At 71.7% G+C, this 16746-nt stretch carries 17 protein-coding genes, 1 tRNA gene and 1 riboswitch; of the genes, 14 read left to right on the forward strand and 4 right to left on the reverse strand.

Annotated elements, in window-relative coordinates; translation table 11 throughout:
- Window positions 1–29: 29 nt before the first annotated feature.
- Complete coding sequence (locus tag ACXR8F_RS12410) at window positions 30–725, forward strand: class I SAM-dependent methyltransferase (protein ID WP_458800847.1); 696 nt, start codon at window positions 30–32, stop codon at window positions 723–725.
- Here the strand turns inward: ACXR8F_RS12410 and ACXR8F_RS12415 are convergent.
- Window positions 710–1891, reverse strand: a complete 1182-nt coding sequence (locus ACXR8F_RS12415; RefSeq protein ID WP_458800848.1) for a glycosyltransferase family 2 protein — start codon at window positions 1889–1891, stop codon at window positions 710–712. The genes ACXR8F_RS12410 and ACXR8F_RS12415 overlap by 16 nt on opposite strands.
- Window positions 1892–1989: 98 nt before the next feature.
- Between ACXR8F_RS12415 and ACXR8F_RS12420 the strand changes: the two genes are divergently transcribed.
- The 6 genes from ACXR8F_RS12420 (at window position 1990) to ACXR8F_RS12445 (ending at window position 4716) form a co-directional block, all read left to right on the forward strand.
- Window positions 1990–2634 (forward strand): DUF402 domain-containing protein, encoded by a 645-nt coding sequence (locus ACXR8F_RS12420; RefSeq protein ID WP_458800850.1) that lies wholly within the window; start codon window positions 1990–1992, stop codon window positions 2632–2634.
- 9 nt (window positions 2635–2643) lie between these two features.
- Complete coding sequence (locus ACXR8F_RS12425) at window positions 2644–2862, forward strand: hypothetical protein (protein ID WP_045190076.1); 219 nt, start codon at window positions 2644–2646, stop codon at window positions 2860–2862.
- Between the two features lie 17 nt (window positions 2863–2879).
- Complete coding sequence (gene nadD / locus ACXR8F_RS12430) at window positions 2880–3503, forward strand: nicotinate-nucleotide adenylyltransferase (protein ID WP_045190318.1); 624 nt, start codon at window positions 2880–2882, stop codon at window positions 3501–3503.
- Window positions 3500–3910, forward strand: coding sequence for a ribosome silencing factor (rsfS, locus tag ACXR8F_RS12435; protein ID WP_045190073.1), 411 nt, complete (start codon window positions 3500–3502; stop codon window positions 3908–3910). Before nadD ends, rsfS begins: the two co-directional genes overlap by 4 nt.
- Window positions 3907–4560, forward strand: a complete 654-nt coding sequence (locus ACXR8F_RS12440; protein WP_458800853.1) for a histidine phosphatase family protein — start codon at window positions 3907–3909, stop codon at window positions 4558–4560. Before rsfS ends, ACXR8F_RS12440 begins: the two co-directional genes overlap by 4 nt.
- Before the next feature lie 83 nt (window positions 4561–4643).
- Window positions 4644–4716 (forward strand) — tRNA-Ala (locus ACXR8F_RS12445).
- Window positions 4717–4786: 70 nt separating this feature from the next.
- Here the strand turns inward: ACXR8F_RS12445 and ACXR8F_RS12450 are convergent.
- Together ACXR8F_RS12450 and ACXR8F_RS12455 are read right to left on the reverse strand one after the other, a co-directional pair.
- Window positions 4787–6700 (reverse strand): caspase family protein, encoded by a 1914-nt coding sequence (locus ACXR8F_RS12450; RefSeq protein WP_458800855.1) that lies wholly within the window; start codon window positions 6698–6700, stop codon window positions 4787–4789.
- Between the two features lie 3 nt (window positions 6701–6703).
- Window positions 6704–8980 carry a CHAT domain-containing protein gene (locus ACXR8F_RS12455; RefSeq protein ID WP_458800857.1) on the reverse strand — a complete coding sequence of 759 codons (2277 nt, stop codon included), beginning with the start codon at window positions 8978–8980 and terminating at the stop codon, window positions 6704–6706.
- A gap of 104 nt (window positions 8981–9084) precedes the next feature.
- Window positions 9085–9150, forward strand: a riboswitch (guanidine-III (ykkC-III) riboswitch).
- A gap of 9 nt (window positions 9151–9159) precedes the next feature.
- On the opposite strand from ACXR8F_RS12455, the gene ACXR8F_RS12460 reads away from it, so the two are divergent.
- The 5 genes from ACXR8F_RS12460 (at window position 9160) to ACXR8F_RS12480 (ending at window position 12335) form a co-directional block, all read left to right on the forward strand.
- Window positions 9160–9474 carry a DMT family transporter gene (locus tag ACXR8F_RS12460; protein WP_045190066.1) on the forward strand — a complete coding sequence of 105 codons (315 nt, stop codon included), beginning with the start codon at window positions 9160–9162 and terminating at the stop codon, window positions 9472–9474.
- Window positions 9474–9824: a DMT family transporter gene (locus tag ACXR8F_RS12465; RefSeq protein ID WP_458800859.1), complete on the forward strand. Its 351-nt coding sequence runs from the start codon at window positions 9474–9476 to the stop codon at window positions 9822–9824. Before ACXR8F_RS12460 ends, ACXR8F_RS12465 begins: the two co-directional genes overlap by 1 nt.
- Window positions 9825–9953: 129 nt before the next feature.
- Complete coding sequence (locus tag ACXR8F_RS12470) at window positions 9954–11162, forward strand: hypothetical protein (protein ID WP_458800860.1); 1209 nt, start codon at window positions 9954–9956, stop codon at window positions 11160–11162.
- Window positions 11163–11254: 92 nt separating this feature from the next.
- Window positions 11255–11866 (forward strand): hypothetical protein, encoded by a 612-nt coding sequence (locus tag ACXR8F_RS12475; RefSeq protein ID WP_458800861.1) that lies wholly within the window; start codon window positions 11255–11257, stop codon window positions 11864–11866.
- A gap of 127 nt (window positions 11867–11993) precedes the next feature.
- Complete coding sequence (locus ACXR8F_RS12480) at window positions 11994–12335, forward strand: 2TM domain-containing protein (protein WP_458801091.1); 342 nt, start codon at window positions 11994–11996, stop codon at window positions 12333–12335.
- Window positions 12336–12345: 10 nt separating this feature from the next.
- Here the strand turns inward: ACXR8F_RS12480 and ACXR8F_RS12485 are convergent, their stop codons facing one another.
- Window positions 12346–12720 (reverse strand): thioesterase, FlK family, encoded by a 375-nt coding sequence (locus tag ACXR8F_RS12485; RefSeq protein WP_052677197.1) that lies wholly within the window; start codon window positions 12718–12720, stop codon window positions 12346–12348.
- A 110-nt stretch (window positions 12721–12830) separates the two neighbouring features.
- Between ACXR8F_RS12485 and ACXR8F_RS12490 the strand changes: the two genes are divergently transcribed.
- Both ACXR8F_RS12490 and leuS read left to right on the forward strand, forming a co-directional pair.
- Window positions 12831–13478, forward strand: coding sequence for a lysoplasmalogenase (locus ACXR8F_RS12490; protein ID WP_458800863.1), 648 nt, complete (start codon window positions 12831–12833; stop codon window positions 13476–13478).
- Between the two features lie 219 nt (window positions 13479–13697).
- Entirely contained in the window at window positions 13698–16637 is a 2940-nt protein-coding gene (gene leuS / locus ACXR8F_RS12495) for a leucine--tRNA ligase (RefSeq protein ID WP_458800865.1), read from the forward strand.
- The last annotated feature ends 109 nt before the right edge of the window (window positions 16638–16746 follow it).

Genomic DNA, 16746 nt, shown 5'->3' on the forward strand with positions numbered 1-16746 from the left:
GCCCCGGCTGGGTGGCATGATGTCCGTCCATGGAAGGCACCGAGGTCCGCAAGCTCGCCGAGCTGGAGGACGACCACTGGTGGTACCGCGAGCGGCGCCACCTCCTGGCCAAGGCCATCTCGGGGCTGACCCCCGGACGCGCCCTCGACATCGGCGCGGCGGGCGGGGGCAACACCCGCGTCCTGCGTGAGCACGGCTGGGACGCCGTCGCCCTCGAGTACGGCGCCGACGGGGCCGAGGTCGCCAAGGGCCGAGGGCTCCCGACCCTGCGAAGCGACGCCACGAAGCTGCCGCTGGCTGACGCCTCCCTCGACCTCGTCATGGCGTTCGACCTGCTCGAGCACCTCCACGACGACGACGCAGCTGTCGCCGAGGTGCACCGTGTGCTCAAGCCCGGTGGCACCTACCTCGTGGCGGTGCCGGCCGACCCCAAGCTGTGGTCGAGCCACGACGAGGCCGTCGACCACGTGCGTCGCTACACCCGCGACGGACTGCTCTCGCTGCTCGAGCGCGGTGGTTTCGAGATCAAGGACGTGCGCTCGTGGAACGTGCTGCTGCGCCCGGTCGTCGCCATGCGCCGCAAGGTCAGCTCGGGCTCCGACCTCGACGACCTGCACCCGATCGTGAACTTCGGGCTGCGCACGATCATCACCGCGGAGCGCTACCTCCCGGTGAAGCAGCTGCCGGGCGTCAGCCTGCTCGTGCGGGCTCAGCCGCGCAGCTGAGTCCGCTCGGGCTCGGCCACCGTCGCCGACCCGTTGGTCGGGGCACCCGTTGGCCCCGCGACACCCGCCGCACCCGTGGTGCCAGCGGCGCCCGTGGTGCCAGCTGCGGCGGCGCTGCCGGGCGTGTGGCCGGCGACCGGAGCGACCGCGGGCGCTGACGTGGTCGTCCCGTGGATGTGGGCCTCGCTCGGCTGGGCAGGCAGGGGCGTGTCGGTCGGACCGTGCGCACCGGTGTCGGCGGTCAGGGAGTCGTAGGCGATGAAGTACGTGGGCCGACCCTGCATGTGGGAGTACATCCGTCCGATGTACTCGCCGAGGATGCCCACGCAGACCAGCTGCACGGCACCGACGCCGGAGACGATGGCGACGGTCGAGGTCCAGCCCGCGACGGTGTGGCCCTGGGCCCGCGCAACGAGCGTGTAGAGGAAGAGCAGCACCGCGAGGACGGCTCCGGCGAAGCCCGCGAACGTCGCCACCCGCAGCGGCGCCGTCGAGAAGCCGGTGAGCGAGTCGAGCGAGAGCTTGACCATCTTGAGGAGCGGGTACTTCGAGTCGCCGGCCGCGCGCTCCTCGCGCTTGTACTCGACCGTGTCGGAGGGGAAGTTCAGGGCCGGCACGATGAAGCGCAGCACCCGGTTGTGCTCAGGGAGGCTGTTGATGGCGTCCACGGTGGCACGCGACATGAGGCGGTAGTCGCCGGCGTCGGCGTGCGCCGAGGTCTGCGACATGAGGCCGATCAGCCGGTAGAAGGCCTGGGCCGAGACGCGCTTGAACCACGTGTCGGTCGAGCGGTCGTTGCGCACGCCGTAGACGACGTCGACGCCGTCGTCCTTCGCGGCGGAGAGCATCTGCGGGATGATCTCGGGCGGGTCCTGCAGGTCGGCGTCGAGCGTGACGACGTAGTCGCCGAGGGCGCTGACCAGCCCCGCCGAGATGGCGGCCTGGTGCCCGGCGTTGGCGCGCAGTCGCACGACCCGCAGCTGCGGCCACTCCCGGTGGTAGCGCTGGAGCAGCGCGGCAGTGAGGTCCTTGCTGCCGTCGTCGACCGCGACGACCTCGTAGGTCGTGCCCATGCCGTCGAGGAGCGGGCGGAGCCGCTCGACGAGGAGGGGGAGCACCTCCTCCTCGTTGTACATCGGGATGACCACGGACAACTCAGGAACCATGCGAACAAGGGTACGGCCGCTGGTGGGGCGCCGCTGTCACCGTGCTGTGGCCGGGCTGTGTCGGGCGGGTCGACGCCGCTGCGGGTAGCGTGCCGCGCGTGACCGAGCCCGACGACGCCCCTCTCGTGCCACGTGCCACCGACAGCCGAGGTATGCCGCCGGGTGGGCTCGCACCCGGGACCCCGGTCGCGGGGCGGTGCACGAAGTGGGGCGGTGGCCCGCACTGGGAGTGGACGGGCAGCTACCTGGGCGCCGACGAGCACGGCCACTGGTGGTTCTCCCCGGCGGGCACGTGGTGCTCGCGGCCGGGTGCCGCGTTCGTCGAGGAGCACGACTGGGTGTCGTTCGTCCCGCACGAGGGGGCGTATGCCGCCGGTTTCTATCCCGAGTCGAAGCACGTCAGCGTCTACGTCGACATGACCGACGAGCCGGTGTGGCAGCCCCGTGACGACACGGACGGCGGCCCCGCGTGGGAGGTCACGATGGTCGACCTGGACCTCGACGTGGTGCTGACGCGCGAGGGGCACCTCTACGTCGACGACGAGGACGAGTTCGCGCAGCACCAGGTCGAGCTCGGCTACCCCGAGGAGGTGGTGGCCCTGGCCGAGCAGTGGCGCGACCTCGTCTTCGCGGCGGTCGCCGCCGGGGACGAGCCGTTCGCGTCCGTGGGCCACGCCTGGCTGCGGCGGGCCTCGGCAGCCAGGGGGACGGCTGGTGAGTCGGGGCGCGGGTCCGGGCGCTAGGCTGGCCGCATGTCTGATCGTGTCCTCGCACTCGTCACCGAGGGGGAGGAAGCCGCCCGCGAGCTTCCCATGCCGGTGATCGCCTACTTCTTCATCACCTTCGCGCTCTTCCTCGTGGCCCTGGCCGTGACGTGGAGCTTCCGCAACACCGCCTACAAGGTGCAGGCGCCGCGACGCGGCGAGGGCACGCACGGCACGGCGAGCGGACCTGACGGAGCCCACCACTGACCATGCGCCTCGGCGTCATGGGTGGGACGTTCGACCCGATCCACCACGGCCACCTCGTGGCCGCCAGCGAGGTCCAGTCGCTCTTCGACCTCGACGAGGTCGTCTTCGTGCCCACGGGCCAGCCGTGGCAGAAGGCCGACCGGCACGTCTCTCCCGCCGAGCACCGCTATCTCATGACCGTCATCGCGACGGCCTCCAACCCGCGCTTCACGGTCAGCCGGGTCGACATCGACCGGCCCGGCCCGACCTACACGATCGACACGTTGCGCGACATCAAGGCCGAGCGTCCCGACGACGAGCTGTTCTTCATCACCGGCGCCGACGCCCTGGCCGAGATCCTGTCGTGGAAGGACGCCGAGCAGCTCTTCGAGCTGGCCCACTTCGTCGGGGTGACCCGGCCGGGCCACGAGCTGTCCGACAAGGGTCTCCCGGAGCACCGGGTCACCCTCCAGGTCGTGCCCGCCATGGCGATCAGCTCGACAGACTGCCGCGAGCGCGTGGCCGACGCCGAGCCCGTCTGGTACCTCGTGCCCGACGGGGTCGTCCAGTACATCAACAAGTACCGCCTGTATGCCGCCGACCTGGCGAGCGCAGGCACCGTGCCGGCTCCGTCGTCGGCAGCGCCCCTAGGAGATCCGTGACCGCAGCAGACCGTTCGCTCCAGCTCGCCAAGGCCGCAGGCCTAGCCGCCGAGGAGAAGCTCGCCGAGAAGGTGCTCGCGATCGACGTCAGTGAGCAGATGCCGCTGACCGACGTCTTCGTCATCGCGTCGGCACCGTCGGAGCGGCAGGTCGGCGCCATCGTCGACGAGGTCGAGGACCGGCTGCGCGACCTCGGCAGCAAGCCCGTGCGACGCGAGGGCGAGCGCGAGGGCCGCTGGGTGCTCATCGACTTCGGCGACATCATCGTGCACGTGCAGCACGAGGAGGAGCGCGAGTACTACGCCCTCGAGCGGCTCTGGAAGGACTGCCCGGAGATCGACCTGTCGACCGTCGACGCGCCTGCCGGCGCGGGTGTCGGGACCGACGACGAGGTCGAGCAGGCGTGACCACCGGCTCGCCGGGCCCGCGGCGGATCGTCGTCGTGCGGCATGCCGAGACCGTCGACAACGCAGCCCGCATCTGGCAGGGCCACAAGGACACCGCCCTGTCGGACCTCGGCCGTCAGCAGGTCGCTGCCGCGGCCCCGCACCTGGCGGCGTACGCGCCGGCACTCATCGTGTCGAGCGACCTCCAGCGGGCCGCGTCGACGGCCGATGCCATCGCCGGCCTGACCGATGTCGAGGTGCGCCTCGACGCTCGCCTGCGCGAGGTCCACGTGGGGGAGTGGCAGGGCATGCACGCGGACGACGTGCGCGAGCAGTACCCCGACCTCGTCGCCGCGCTCGACCGTGGCGAGGACCCGCCGCGTGGCGTCACGGGTGAGACCCGGGCCGAGGTCGCCGTGCGAGCCGGGGCCGTCCTGCGCGAGGTCGCGCGCGAGCTGCTGCCCGGTGAGACGGCCGTCGTCGTCGCGCACGGGGTCTCCGCGCGCGTGGCCGCGAGCGACCTCGTGGGGCTCGACCAGGACGTCTCCGACGCCGTCTTCCGTGGCCTCGACAACTGTCACTGGATCGAGCTCGTCGAGGTCGGCAAGAGCTTCTCCGCGCTCACCCGTTGGCGCATCAGCGGGTGGAACCTCGGGCCCTGGAACGTCTGAGACCCAGGGGCGCCCCCGATTTTGGCGAAGGGCTGACCATTCGCTATGGTTACGCAGTCGCTTCACGGAGCGGCCACCCGCAAGGGGCTGTGGCGCAGCTGGTAGCGCACCTGCATGGCATGCAGGGGGTCAGGGGTTCGAGTCCCCTCAGCTCCACACATGCGAAGAAGGGCCGGACGATCTCGTCCGGTCCTTCTTCGTTCTCGCGCCCTCTGCACGCACCTTGTCAGCGCGGTCGTTTGGTGACGACGAAGACCGAGTCGGTGCGCCAGTCGGCGACGGCGGCGGCGCGTGCACTGGGGCCGAGGCGCCGGGTCCGCGTCCCCTGGAGCGCTCGCTCGAGGTTGGAGGCCGCCTCCGGGAGGTCGGCACCCCGGTTCGGGCCCGGCCGCGAGGTGGGCGCGGCGCTGACGTCGAGCTCGTCCTGCTCGAGGCTGCGGGGGTCGAACTCGATGGTGCTCGCGACGACCATGAGCTGGTCGCGGAGCGAGACCGTTCCCGCTCGCCAGAGCTCGTCGGCAACCTGTCCGACGAGGTCCACGGCGGTCGACTCGCCCGGGCCCAGGGCGATCGACCCGGCGGGGAAGGCGTCGGTGAAGATGCCGTACGTCTCCGTCAGGTCGATGAGCGCGGCCCACAGGGGGTGTCGGGTGGTGTTGGCGAGACGGACGGTGAAACGGGGAGGCTCGCTGCCGGCATACGCGATGGTGGCGGTGCCGCCCGCCCTGACCGGGCCGGTGCCGGCGTCGACCTCGACCTGCACGGCGTCGTCGGGGAGGCGGGTGGCCGGGTTGCGCAGGGCGCTGAGGCGCAGCCAGCGGGCCACGCGCTCGAGCGCGCCGACGGTGCGTTCCTCGCGGGCCTCGCCCTCGACGACGGGCACGAGCGGTCGCGTCACGCCGGGGCGGGTGATGACGAAGCCACCTGGGTTGGCCCGGACGACGAGGTCGGCGTCGACCACCTCGTTGCCCTCCACGAGGTCGACGAGCGTCTGATCGGCATGGTCGGCGGCCCGCCTGAGGGCGGCCGCCCCCGCGCTGTCGCCGACGACCGCCACCCGGACCGGCTCGAGCGGGATCGAGGTCACGACGGCGCGGTAGACGAAGGCCGGGTCGAGGTCGGGGGTGAGGGTGACGATGCTGCGATCGGTCAGCACGCGGGTCACCGCCGCCGTGGCGAGCGGCGAACCCGACGTCTCGCCGCCGAGCGGGTAGACGGCGAGCTCGGTCGTGTCGTCGCCGATCGGGGATGGCACGCCGTGGACGGCGCCCGCGTCGATGGACCAGCCGTCGGGCAGGTGGCTGAGGGTGAGCGGGCGGGGCGGGGACGGCAGCGCGCCGCCGAGGAAGGGCCGGTCGAGCTCGGTCGCGTCGGCGGTCTCGACCTGCGGGTGCTGGTCGCGGACGCGACTCGCGATGTCGGCGGTCACCATGCGCAGGACGTCGCGGTAGGACGGGCGCCCGTCGGTGTCGAGGACCGCGGCCTCGAGCGCCGCCGACAGGGCTCCCCGCTGGCGCCCCTGCACGGTGACCTCCTTGGCGGTCTCGGAGGAGCGGCAGGCAGCCAGCAGCACGTGACGTCCGGCCGGCGTCCACCGTCCGGAGCGGGTGGCGAGGCCGAGGAAGCTCGCTGCGGGACGTGGCCGCGGGTCGGGTGGGGCCAGGCGCACGACGTCGTCGGCGTCGCGCGTTCCGTCCCCGGCGTGACAGCAGTCGAGGACGACCAGCGTGTGGCAGCCCGTCGCGGCGATGCCCTCCAGCAGCCCGGCGAGCTCCTTGTCGGCGAGGTCCCAGCTGCCCTCGGTGCGGCTGTCGACACAGACGAGGGTCTCGTTGCGGTGGTCCGGCTCACGGTCCCACAGCTCCTCCGGCGCCGCCTGCTGGGACCCGTGGCCGCTGTAGTAGAAGAGCGCCACGTCCTCGGGTCCGGCCCGGCCGAGGTGCCGGGCGCAGCCGTCGGACACGGCAGCCCTCGTTGCCTCGGCGTCGGTGAGGACGACGAGGTCGAGCGCCGTGTCCCCGACCCGCTCGCGCAGCAGCGCCGCGATGCCCGCGACGTCGTTGACGCAGCCCGAGAGCGGCGGGATCGGGGCGGGATAGGCGTCGATCCCGACGAGCAGGGCGTAGAGCCGGCCGGACATCGGTCAACCCGAGTCCCCGAGCGCGACGCTCTGCCAGCGAGCGGGCAGGTTCTGGTTCGGTCCCGTGCGCTGGGGGTTGCTGCTGAGCATCGTCCGGAGCATCCAGTCGGCGCCCGACCCCTTGGCGTCGCTGATGTTGACGTTCATCGCCAGCACGTCGCCGCGCTGGGGGGCGACCGTGCGGCCGACCGCCGACCACGGGACGCGTGCCTCGAGCTCGTAGCCGCCGTCGCGCAGGCGCGCGACGACCGAGATGGCCGGCTGCGCGGCGCCGTTCGCGAAGACGGGCCTGCCCTTCGAGCTGGGTCCGACCGTGTTGACGTCGGCTGCGGCCCGGCGGTCGGTGCCGTCGCGCAGGGCGAGGATGACGTGGAAGTCCTGCCCCTTGCGCACCGGCACGGTGCGGCCGAGCTTGCGCGCGTCGGGCCCGATCTCGAAGGAGACGGCGTCGCCGTTCCACCACTGCGGGGCGGCCCCCTCCGCGGTGGTGACGACCGGGTCGGCCACGATGGCGTGGAGGTAGAGGGCTTCGCCGTCCCACAGCGCCTGCCACGTGCCCGTGAGGCCCGCGCGACGGTTCGCGCCACCGAAGACGGCTGCGTCGACGTCGTGCTCGGGCACGGAGCGCCAGTCGTCGAACGAACCGTCGGCCGTCGGCGCGATGGGGGCACACCCGATGACGAGGTCGGTCGTGCCGGGGGCCGCGGCGCTCGACCCGCACGCCGCCGACACCAGCGGGTCGGCCTTCTGCAGCAGCGTCGGGAGGACCCGCCACGCGAACCAGCCGCCGGCGAGCACGGCGACGAGGACGACGGCCCGGACCCAGGTGCCGACCGGTCGCTTGCGGTGCCGCCGGTCCGGCCCCTCGGGCGTGGGGGAGGGGCGTGGGCTGGTCTCAGGTCTGGGGCCGGTCTCGAGGGGTCGGGGGTCGGTCCGGTGGGGTCGGGGGCCCGTCTCGACGGGTGGGGTCACGGTCTCGGGGTGAACGGGTTCCTGCTGGACGGTCGGTCGCACGCGCTCGAGCAGCTGGGTGACGTCCTGGTAGTCGGGGCGCACACGGGCGATCTGCTCGAGCAGCGGCAGCGCCATCCTCGGGGCGTTGGCCTTGATGGCACCCTGCGCGGCGTCGTAGAGGGACTCGAGCCGGCTCTCCGGACGGTCGGCCGCGTCGGTGGCGCTCGCGGTGAAGCTGAAGGGCTGGTCGACGCCCGACCGCAGCAGCACCGCAGTGCCCCACTCCGACGCCTCGTCCGAGACCGCCATCGCCTTGCGCACCTCGCAGATCGCGGCGTCGATGCCGAGCCCGCGGGTGAGGAACCAGTAGAACTCGTGGCTGAAGACGAGTGCGGCGCGGTCGGAGATCTCGGTCTGCATCGCGACGACCGCGGGCAGCCCCTGTCGGGCGAGCGCCTGCCCGACCCCCGAGAAGGCGTCGCGGCCCGAGGTGCGGGCCCCCTCGCACGCGTTGAGCACCGCCAGCTGCATCGTCCGCGCGTCGTGCAGCAGCGTGCCGAGGCGGGCGCCCGAGACCCGGTGCGCGGTGCCGTCCTCGCGCTCGAGCACGAGCACGCCCTCCTGCGCCTCCTGGTCGAAGCCGCCGTGCCCGATGAAGTGGAGCACGTGGTAGTCGTCGAGCAGGGCACGCTGCAAACCGGTCAGGGTCGCGTCGTCGAGCACCGTGACGGTGAGCCGGCCGCTTGCGACGAGGTCGCCGGTGGTGGCCCTCAGCAGCTGCTCCTCGCGGTCGACGGCGAGCGGAGGCATGTCGCTGGGGCTCGACACCATGACGAGGACGCGCAACGGCGCGTCGACGGTCACGACCGGGGGCCGCTCCAGCGAGTCGATGAGCCGGACCACGGGGGTCTCCTGCGACAGGGTGAGGAAGCGACCGAGCGCGGAGTCGTAGAGGTACTCCCACGGCACCGGGTCGAGGTCGGGCACGGCGTCGAGCCGGAGCCTGAGGCGGAGGTCCCGGCCCTGGGCGCCGGCAGCGGACAGGCTGTCGCGGAACGCCCGCCCGACGTCACCACCGAGCAGGGCGTCACCGAGCCGGCGGCCGTACTCCTTGACGTCGACGACGCGGGCCTCGGCCGGCGCCAGCCGGCGCGAGGAGACCCGGGGTGGCCCGACCGCGAGCATGAACTGGGCGAGGTCGGTCGCCGAGAACGGGAGCGTGAACGGCGCCGACGCCTCGCCGACGGGCGACGCGAGGACGCGAACGGCATACCCCTGGCCCTCACGGGTGACGGCGACGTCGAAGTCGAGGTATTCACGACCCATGGCGGTCCTCTGTCCGCAGGTACGCGCTTGCGAAAGACAGTACGCCGGGCGGGCCGGTCTGATACGTCGTTTCGACCCGAAGGCGACGTCTCGGTAGAATCGTCCGCGAGCGCGCCAGCCGCGCTCGCGGACGAGGGAGCCGTACCCGCCCAGCGACAAGACGGCCAGATCGGAACGCCATGCACTGGCTCGTCCTCATCCTCTCCGGCGCGCTCGAGGCGGTCTGGGCCACGGCGCTCGCCGCCTCCGACGGCTTCCGCCGCCGCCGCCCGACGCTGCTGTTCGCCGTCTCCCTCGTGCTGAGCATGGTCGGGCTCGCGTGGGCCATGACGGGCCTGCCCACCGGCACCGCGTATGCCGTGTGGGTCGGGATCGGTGCCCTCGGCACCGTGCTGCTCGCCGTCGCCCGGCGCGAGGAACGTCTCGGCGCGGCCCGCGCGGTGCTGCTCGTCGTGCTCGTCGGCTGCGTCGCCGGCCTCAAGGCGGTGGCGTGATGCCGTGGCTCGTCCTGCTCGCCAGCGCGGTGCTCGAGGCGGTCTGGGCCTCGGCTCTGGGGGCCTCCGACGGCCTCAGCCGTCCGGTCCCCTCCGTCGTCTTCCTCGTCGCGGGCGCGCTCAGCATGGTCGGGCTCGCGCGCGCCGTGCGCACCATCCCCATCGGCACCGCGTATGCCGTCTGGACCGGTGTGGGTGCCGCCCTCACCGTCACATGGGCCATGGCCACCGGCGGCGAGGAGCCGTCGCTCGTCAGGGTGCTGCTGCTCACCGGCATCGTGGGGGCGGTCATCGGACTCAAGCTCGTCGGTCATGAGGATGGCGCGGGGTCGCAGGCGCCGCCCGGCTGACGAGTCTGCTCGGGTCGTGGTCCGAAGTGCGTTGTTTGGGCCGTTCCGTGGTGCGTGTCGCCGCTGCCGGTGATGATGGTCGCGTCGCCCACGGCAGTCGGCCGGGGCACGACACGAAGGGACTCTCACGTGCGCAGGACCACGACCTGGTCGATCGCTCTCGTCACGTCGCTGGCCATCTCGGGGGCCACCGGAGCAACGGTCGCGTCGGCGGCCACCACCATCGCGCCCACTGCTGCAGCGGCACCGTCGGCGACCGGCGCCACCACCCACGACCCGACGACCGCACGGCTGCTGGCGACCATCGAGGCCAACCGGCCGGCCGACTGGGAGGCGCGCCAGGCTGCCGCCCTCGACCGGTTCGGCGTCGAGCGGTCCGCAGCGCAGGAGGTCGTCGAGCGCGTCATCGACCCGACGCAGCACCAGTGCGCGCCCACCCGGCTCAACGCGTACGTGGGCGGCGTCCTGGCGAAGGTCGACCCGGAGGTCTTCGCGGCGCTCGCCGGCGTGGGTGCGCTCGACTACGCCACCTACGACGCGATCCTGTTCGGGGCGCAGGGTGCCCCCGGCTACGCGCTGCCCAAGGCCTACGCCAACGAGCTGTCCCAGTCGTTCCGGGCCGCCCAGAGGTTCTGGGACACCGATGGGTCCGACATCCAGCTCATGGCGATGCACGGCGACGTCATGACCGACCCTGCCCGCGTCAGCCAGGTCCTCCAGGTCGCCTTCGGCGTGCCCCGCTCCCCGGCGGACGCGATCGCCGGGGCCGTGGTCGAGCTCGTCGCCACCGACCCGGGTCTCGAGGGCGGCCAGAGCCCGATCTTCACGCTCAACGCCTTCGCCTTCACCGCGGCGGGCGAGACCGACCCGGTCCTGCGCCGCCTCCCCGACAAGCTCGTCTTCGGCGACGGCATGCTCGCCGCGCTGCAGGCCATCGGGGTCGGCGACGTCGGCCCGCGAGCAGTGCTCGGCCACGAGTACGCCCACCACGTGCAGTACGACGCCGGCCTCACGGCCTCGCCCCTCACCGGCGCCGAGGCGACCCGCCGCACCGAGCTGATGGCCGACGCGTTCGGCACGTACTTCGTGACGCACAAGCGCGGTCTCGCCCTCAACGCGGCCCGCGTGCTCGAGGCGGAGCAGTCGTTCTTCCAGGTCGGCGACTGCAACTTCGACAAGCCCGGGCACCACGGCACGCCGAACCAGCGCCTCGCGGCGTCCACGTGGGGCTGGTCGGTCGCCAAGGCCGCTCAGAACCAGGGCCACGTCCTGCCGTCGCTGACCCTCGACGCGCAGTTCGAGGCGATGCTGCCCGAGCTCGTCGCGCCCGACGCCTGAGCCGGCTCCACGCCTTCGTGCCGGCGAGTGCCCCGCCGACCTCCGGGTCCGGGGCACTCGCCGCCGTTCTCGCGTCGCACTAGTGTCGCGGCATGGGTTCGTGGTGGCTCGAGGTCATCGGCTGGATCGGGTCTGCGGTGCTCGTCTGGTCGCTGCTGCAGACGCAGCTGCACCGGCTGCGCGTCATCAACCTCGTCGGCTGCATCGTCCTCATCGGCTACAACACGGTCAACCACGTCTGGCCGATGGTGGGGCTCAACGTCGTCCTCGCCGCCATCAACGTCTTCTACCTCGCCCGGATGTCGCGCGAGAAGCACGACGCCGGCGCCTTCGAGGTGCTCCAGGTCGCAGGCGACGACACCTACCTGCGCCACGTCCTGCGGGTCCACGAGGCTGACATCCGCCGCTTCAACCCCGAGTTCGTCTACGACCCCTTCTCCGGCGACGTCAGCTACCTCGTGCTCAAGGGCGACGAGACCGTCGGTGTCGTCATCGGCCGCGACGCGGGCAACGGCACCGCGCAGCTGCTCCTCGACTGGGTGACCCCGCGCTACCGCGACCTGTCGCCGGGTGAGTTCATCCTCGGCAAGGAGGGACTGCTGCGGCAGCGCGGCTACCGGCGCTTCCTGCCGCCCCGGGGGATGGTCGAGCCCTACTACTCCGGCCTCGGCCTGCGACGCGACGGCGACGCGTACGTGCTCTGACGGCCCGCGCCCGGCAGCGGGGTGATCCGCCGCACGACCGGCAGCCGGGCGGGTTCGCCGTGCCTACGCTGGAGGGAGGGAGCCGCGTGGAACGCGCGCGGCGGCCCGAGAAGGACTGGTGACGACCATGACCGCGAACCAGCTTCCGGTCGAACCCACCTCCGGCACGCCCGACCCCACGGTCGACCGCTCCGCCGAGACCCCCGTCGCCGAGGGGGACCTGCGTGGCAGAGCGCTCGACCGGCTCAAGAAGAAGGCCGACTTCCGGGCGCACCTGCTGATCTACTGCCTCGTCAACGCGGTGGTGGTCGTCGTGTGGGCCATGACGACCCACGGTTTCTTCTGGCCGGTCTTCGTGCTCGCCGGATGGGGGATCGGCCTCGTCGCCAACTTCTACGAGGTCTACGTGCGCGAGGAGCCGACCGAGGCGCAGGTGGCGGCGGAGATCGAGCGGCTGCGTCGCCGCTGAGGCCGGCGCGTCAGAGGACGCGCTGGCACTTGCTCATGAAGCGGTCAGGATCGACGACCGCGCGGTGGATTTCGCCCTTGGCGAGCTCCTCGCCCTCCGGGTCAGTGACGGTGACGTGACAGACGAGGCGCCGGCCGTCGTTGATGGGCTCGGCGCAGTGCACCGTCACCTCGGAGCCGACCGGGCTGCCCTTGACGTGCTCGATCTTGACCATCGTGCCGACGGTGGTGTGGTCGGCGTCGATGTTCTGCTTGCAGACCTGGAAGGCCGCGTTCTCGCACCACGTGATGAGGCGAGGGGTGGCGAGGACGTCGAGGTCACCGCTGCCGACCTGGGCAGCAGTGTCGTCGGCCGAGACGGTGTGCTGGAACTTGCGCATGGGCATTGGTCGAGTCTGGCAGAGAACGACTCGTCTGCCGATTCGTCTCGACAGGTGGTGAACCCGCGCCGCGTGTCCGTGAGGCGGGAGCGGCCGAAGGCTGGGAGCGTTGCCCCGTGACGACACACCTCTGGGTCCTCGGCGTGGCGCTAGCCGTGACCGCAGTGACGAACTGGCGCTCGGTGCTGCGCGGCGAGCAGGTCGTCGAGCGGGTGACGAAGCCGCTCGTCGTCGTGCTGCTCATGGCCGTCGCCTGGTCGCTCCACTGGGAGGGACGGGTGCCGGGCTCGCCCGAGCTGCTCCCGGTCGTGGTGGCGCTCGCCCTCTGCCTCGTCGGCGACGTGGCGCTCCTCGACTCGACCGAGACCCGGTTCCTCGTGGGGCTCGGGGCGTTCCTGCTCGCCCACGTCGCCTACATCTGGGCGATCGTCGGGATGGCTCCCGCCGGCGGCTTCCCGTGGCTGCTCCTCGTCGCAGCCCCCGCGGTGGTGCTGCTGCACGCGAAGGTGGGGCGCGACATCGTGCGCCACTCCGGCGAGCAGAAGGTGCCGGTGCTCGTCTACCAGCTCGTCCTCAGTGCTCTGCTGCTCGTCGCCGCGTGGAGCGGGGACTGGCTGCTGCTCCTCGGGTGCGCCGTCTTCGTCACCTCCGACGCCGTCCTGGGACACGACCGATTCGTGCAGGCGCGCGGCTGGGCGCCGGTGACGGTCATCGTCACCTACCACCTGGCCCAGGCCCTCATCGTCGTCGCGCTCTTCCGCTAGACGTAACCGACCGGAGCCCGTGGAGGTTTGCCGTTGCCCCGGCGACCACAAACCTCCACGCGGGCGCGTATACGGCTGCGCTAACCTTGGGCGCATGGCTGGCCTGCTGCTCCTTCCGCAGCCGCGTTGACGAAGGTCGGGACTCCCGACATCAACGCGGCTTCCCCTCCTGTGCGAGGGGTTTTCTTTTGCCCGACGAGCAGCGACGAGAGAGACGACATGAGCGAGCAGACGAACGAGACTCCCTACCGCTACACGGCCGCGATGGCTCAGCAGATCGAGACGGCCTGGCAGGACCGCTGGGAGGAGGAGGGCACGTTCAACGCCCCCAACCCGGCCGGTCCGTGGGCCGAGCCCGAAAAGGTCGCCGCGCGCGGCGAGAAGCTCATCGTGCTCGACATGTTCCCCTACCCGAGCGGCGTCGGCCTGCACGTCGGCCACCCGCTCGGCTACATCGCGACCGACGTCTACAGCCGGTTCCACCGGATGCTCGGCAAGAACGTCCTGCACGCCCTCGGCTACGACGCCTTCGGACTGCCGGCCGAGCAGTACGCCGTCCAGACCGGGCAGCACCCTCGGAAGACCACCGAGGAGAACATGACCAACATGAAGCGCCAGCTGCGCCGCCTCGGGCTGGGCTTCGACAACCGCCGCACCTTCGCGACGATCGACGACGAGTACTACAAGTGGACCCAGTGGATCTTCCTGCAGATCTGGGACGCCTGGTATGACGCCGACGCGGTGCGCGAGGACGGCGGCAAGGGCAGGGCCCGCCCCATCAGCGAGCTGGTCGAGGACTTCGCATCGGGCCGTCGTGCCGTCGATGACGCCGAGGGCCGTGGGTGGGCCGATCTGTCCGCCACCGAGCAGGCGAAGGTGCTCGAGGGGTACCGCCTGGCCTACACGTCCGAGGCGCCGGTCAACTGGTGCCCCGGGCTCGGCACGGTGCTCTCCAACGAGGAGGTCACGAACGAGGGGCGTTCCGAGCGCGGCAACTACCCCGTCTTCCGCCGCAACCTCAGCCAGTGGAAGATGCGGATCACCGCGTACGCCGACCGCCTGGCCGACGACCTCGACGGCGTCGACTGGCCCGAGAAGGTCAAGCTCATGCAGCGCAACTGGATCGGCCGGTCCAAGGGCGCGCGCGTCACCTTCCCCGCCGTGACCACATCGGGCGAGGAGGCGGGCATCGACGTCTTCACGACCCGCCCCGACACGATCTTCGGCGCGACGTTCATGGTCATCGCCCCCGAGCACCCGCTCGTCGACGTCCTGGTGCCACAGGGCTCCTGGCCCGAGGGGACCAAGGAGGCCTGGAAGGGGGCGGACGAGGACGCGAGCGCGACCCCGAAGGAGGCCGTGGCGGCATACCAGCTCGCCGCGTCGCGCAAGGGTGACGTCGAGCGCCAGACCGAGGGCAAGGACAAAACCGGCGTCTTCACCGGCTCGTGGGCCACGAATCCCGTTACCGGAGAGCGCATCCCGGTGTTCGTCGCCGACTACGTCCTCATGGGCTACGGCACCGGCGCGATCATGGCCGTGCCCGGTCAGGACACGCGCGACTGGGAGTACGCCGAGAAGTTCGACCTGCCGATCGTCCGCACCGTGCAGCCGGCCGAGGGTCACCCCGACGACGAACCGTTCCTCGGCGACGGCGTCGCGATCAACTCGAGCAACGAGCTCGTCTCGCTCGACGGCCTGCACGTCGCCGACGCAAAGGCGCGCATCATCGAGGTGCTCGAGGCCAGGGGCATCGGCGAGGGCACCATCAGCTACCGCATCCGCGACTGGCTCTTCAGCCGCCAGCGCTACTGGGGCGAGCCGTTCCCGATCATGTTCGACGAGGACGGGGTCGCGTATGCCGTGCCCGACGACGAGCTGCCGCTGACGCTTCCCGACGTGCCCGACTACAGCCCGAAGACGTTCGAGCCCGACGACGCCCAGAGCAGCCCCGAGCCGCCCCTGTCGCGCGTGCCCGAGTGGGTCGAGGTCGAGAAGGACCTCGGCGACGGACGCGGCCTGCGGAAGTTCCGCCGCGAGACGAACACGATGCCCAACTGGGCCGGCTCGTGCTGGTACTACCTGCGCTACCTCGACCCCGCGAACCACGACGAGTTCGTCGACCCGGCCAACGAGGCGTACTGGCTGGGCCGCCACGACGAGCCGGTCGACGGCGCGCCCACGGGCACGCGTGACCCGGGCGGCGTCGACCTCTACGTCGGCGGTGTCGAGCACGCCGTGCTGCACCTGCTCTACGCCCGCTTCTGGCACAAGGTGCTCTACGACCTCGGCCACGTGCGCAGCGAGGAGCCGTTCCGGAAGTACTTCTCGCAGGGCTACATCCAGGCGTACGCCTACACCGACAGCCGCGGACAGTACGTCCCGGCCGCCGAGGTCGAGGAGACGCCCGGCGAGCACGGTGCGGAGCCGACCTTCACGTGGGAGGGCCAGCAGGTCAACCGCGAGTACGGCAAGATCGGCAAGTCGCTCAAGAACTCCGTGAGCCCCGACGAGATGTACGACGCCTACGGCGCCGACACCTTCCGCGTCTACGAGATGTCGATGGGCCCGCTCGAGCTGAGCAAGCCCTGGGAGATCAGGGCGGTCGTCGGGTCGCAGCGGTTCCTGCAGCGCCTGTGGCGCAACGTCGTCGACGAGGCCACCGGTGACGTGCGCGTCGCCGACGTCGAGGTCGACCAGGCACTGACGACCCAGTTGCACCAGACGATCGCCGGCGTGCGCGAGGACTTCGAGGGGCTGCGGTTCAACACCGCCATCGCCAAGCTCATCGAGCTGAACAACGCAGTGACGAAGCTCGACGTGCCGCCCCGCGAGGTCGTCGAGGCGATGGTGCTCATGCTCGCCCCCGTCGCCCCGCACATCGCGGAGGAGATGTGGCAGCGCCTCGGCCACGAGGGTGGGGTGGCGTATGCCGCCTTCCCCGTGAGCGACCCCGCCAAGATCGTGGAGGAGCAGGTCACCTGCGTCATCCAGATCAAGGGCAAGGTGCGCGACCGCGTCGAGGTGAGCCCCGACATCTCCGAGGACGACCTGCGTGAGCTGGCGCTCGGCCGCGAGAAGGTCAGGGCCGCCACCGGGGCCGGCGTGCGCACGGTCATCGTCCGCGCCCCCAAGCTCGTCAACGTCGTCCCCCTCTGACGTCGTCCCCTTCCCCGATCGAGAGAACGCTCCGTGACGAACGGAGCGTTCTCTCGATCGACGGCTCTCTCGATCGAGGCCCGACGAGGCGCGGGCTGCCGCGTGCGCG

This window comes from Terrabacter sp. AAH1 (assembly GCF_054456855.1).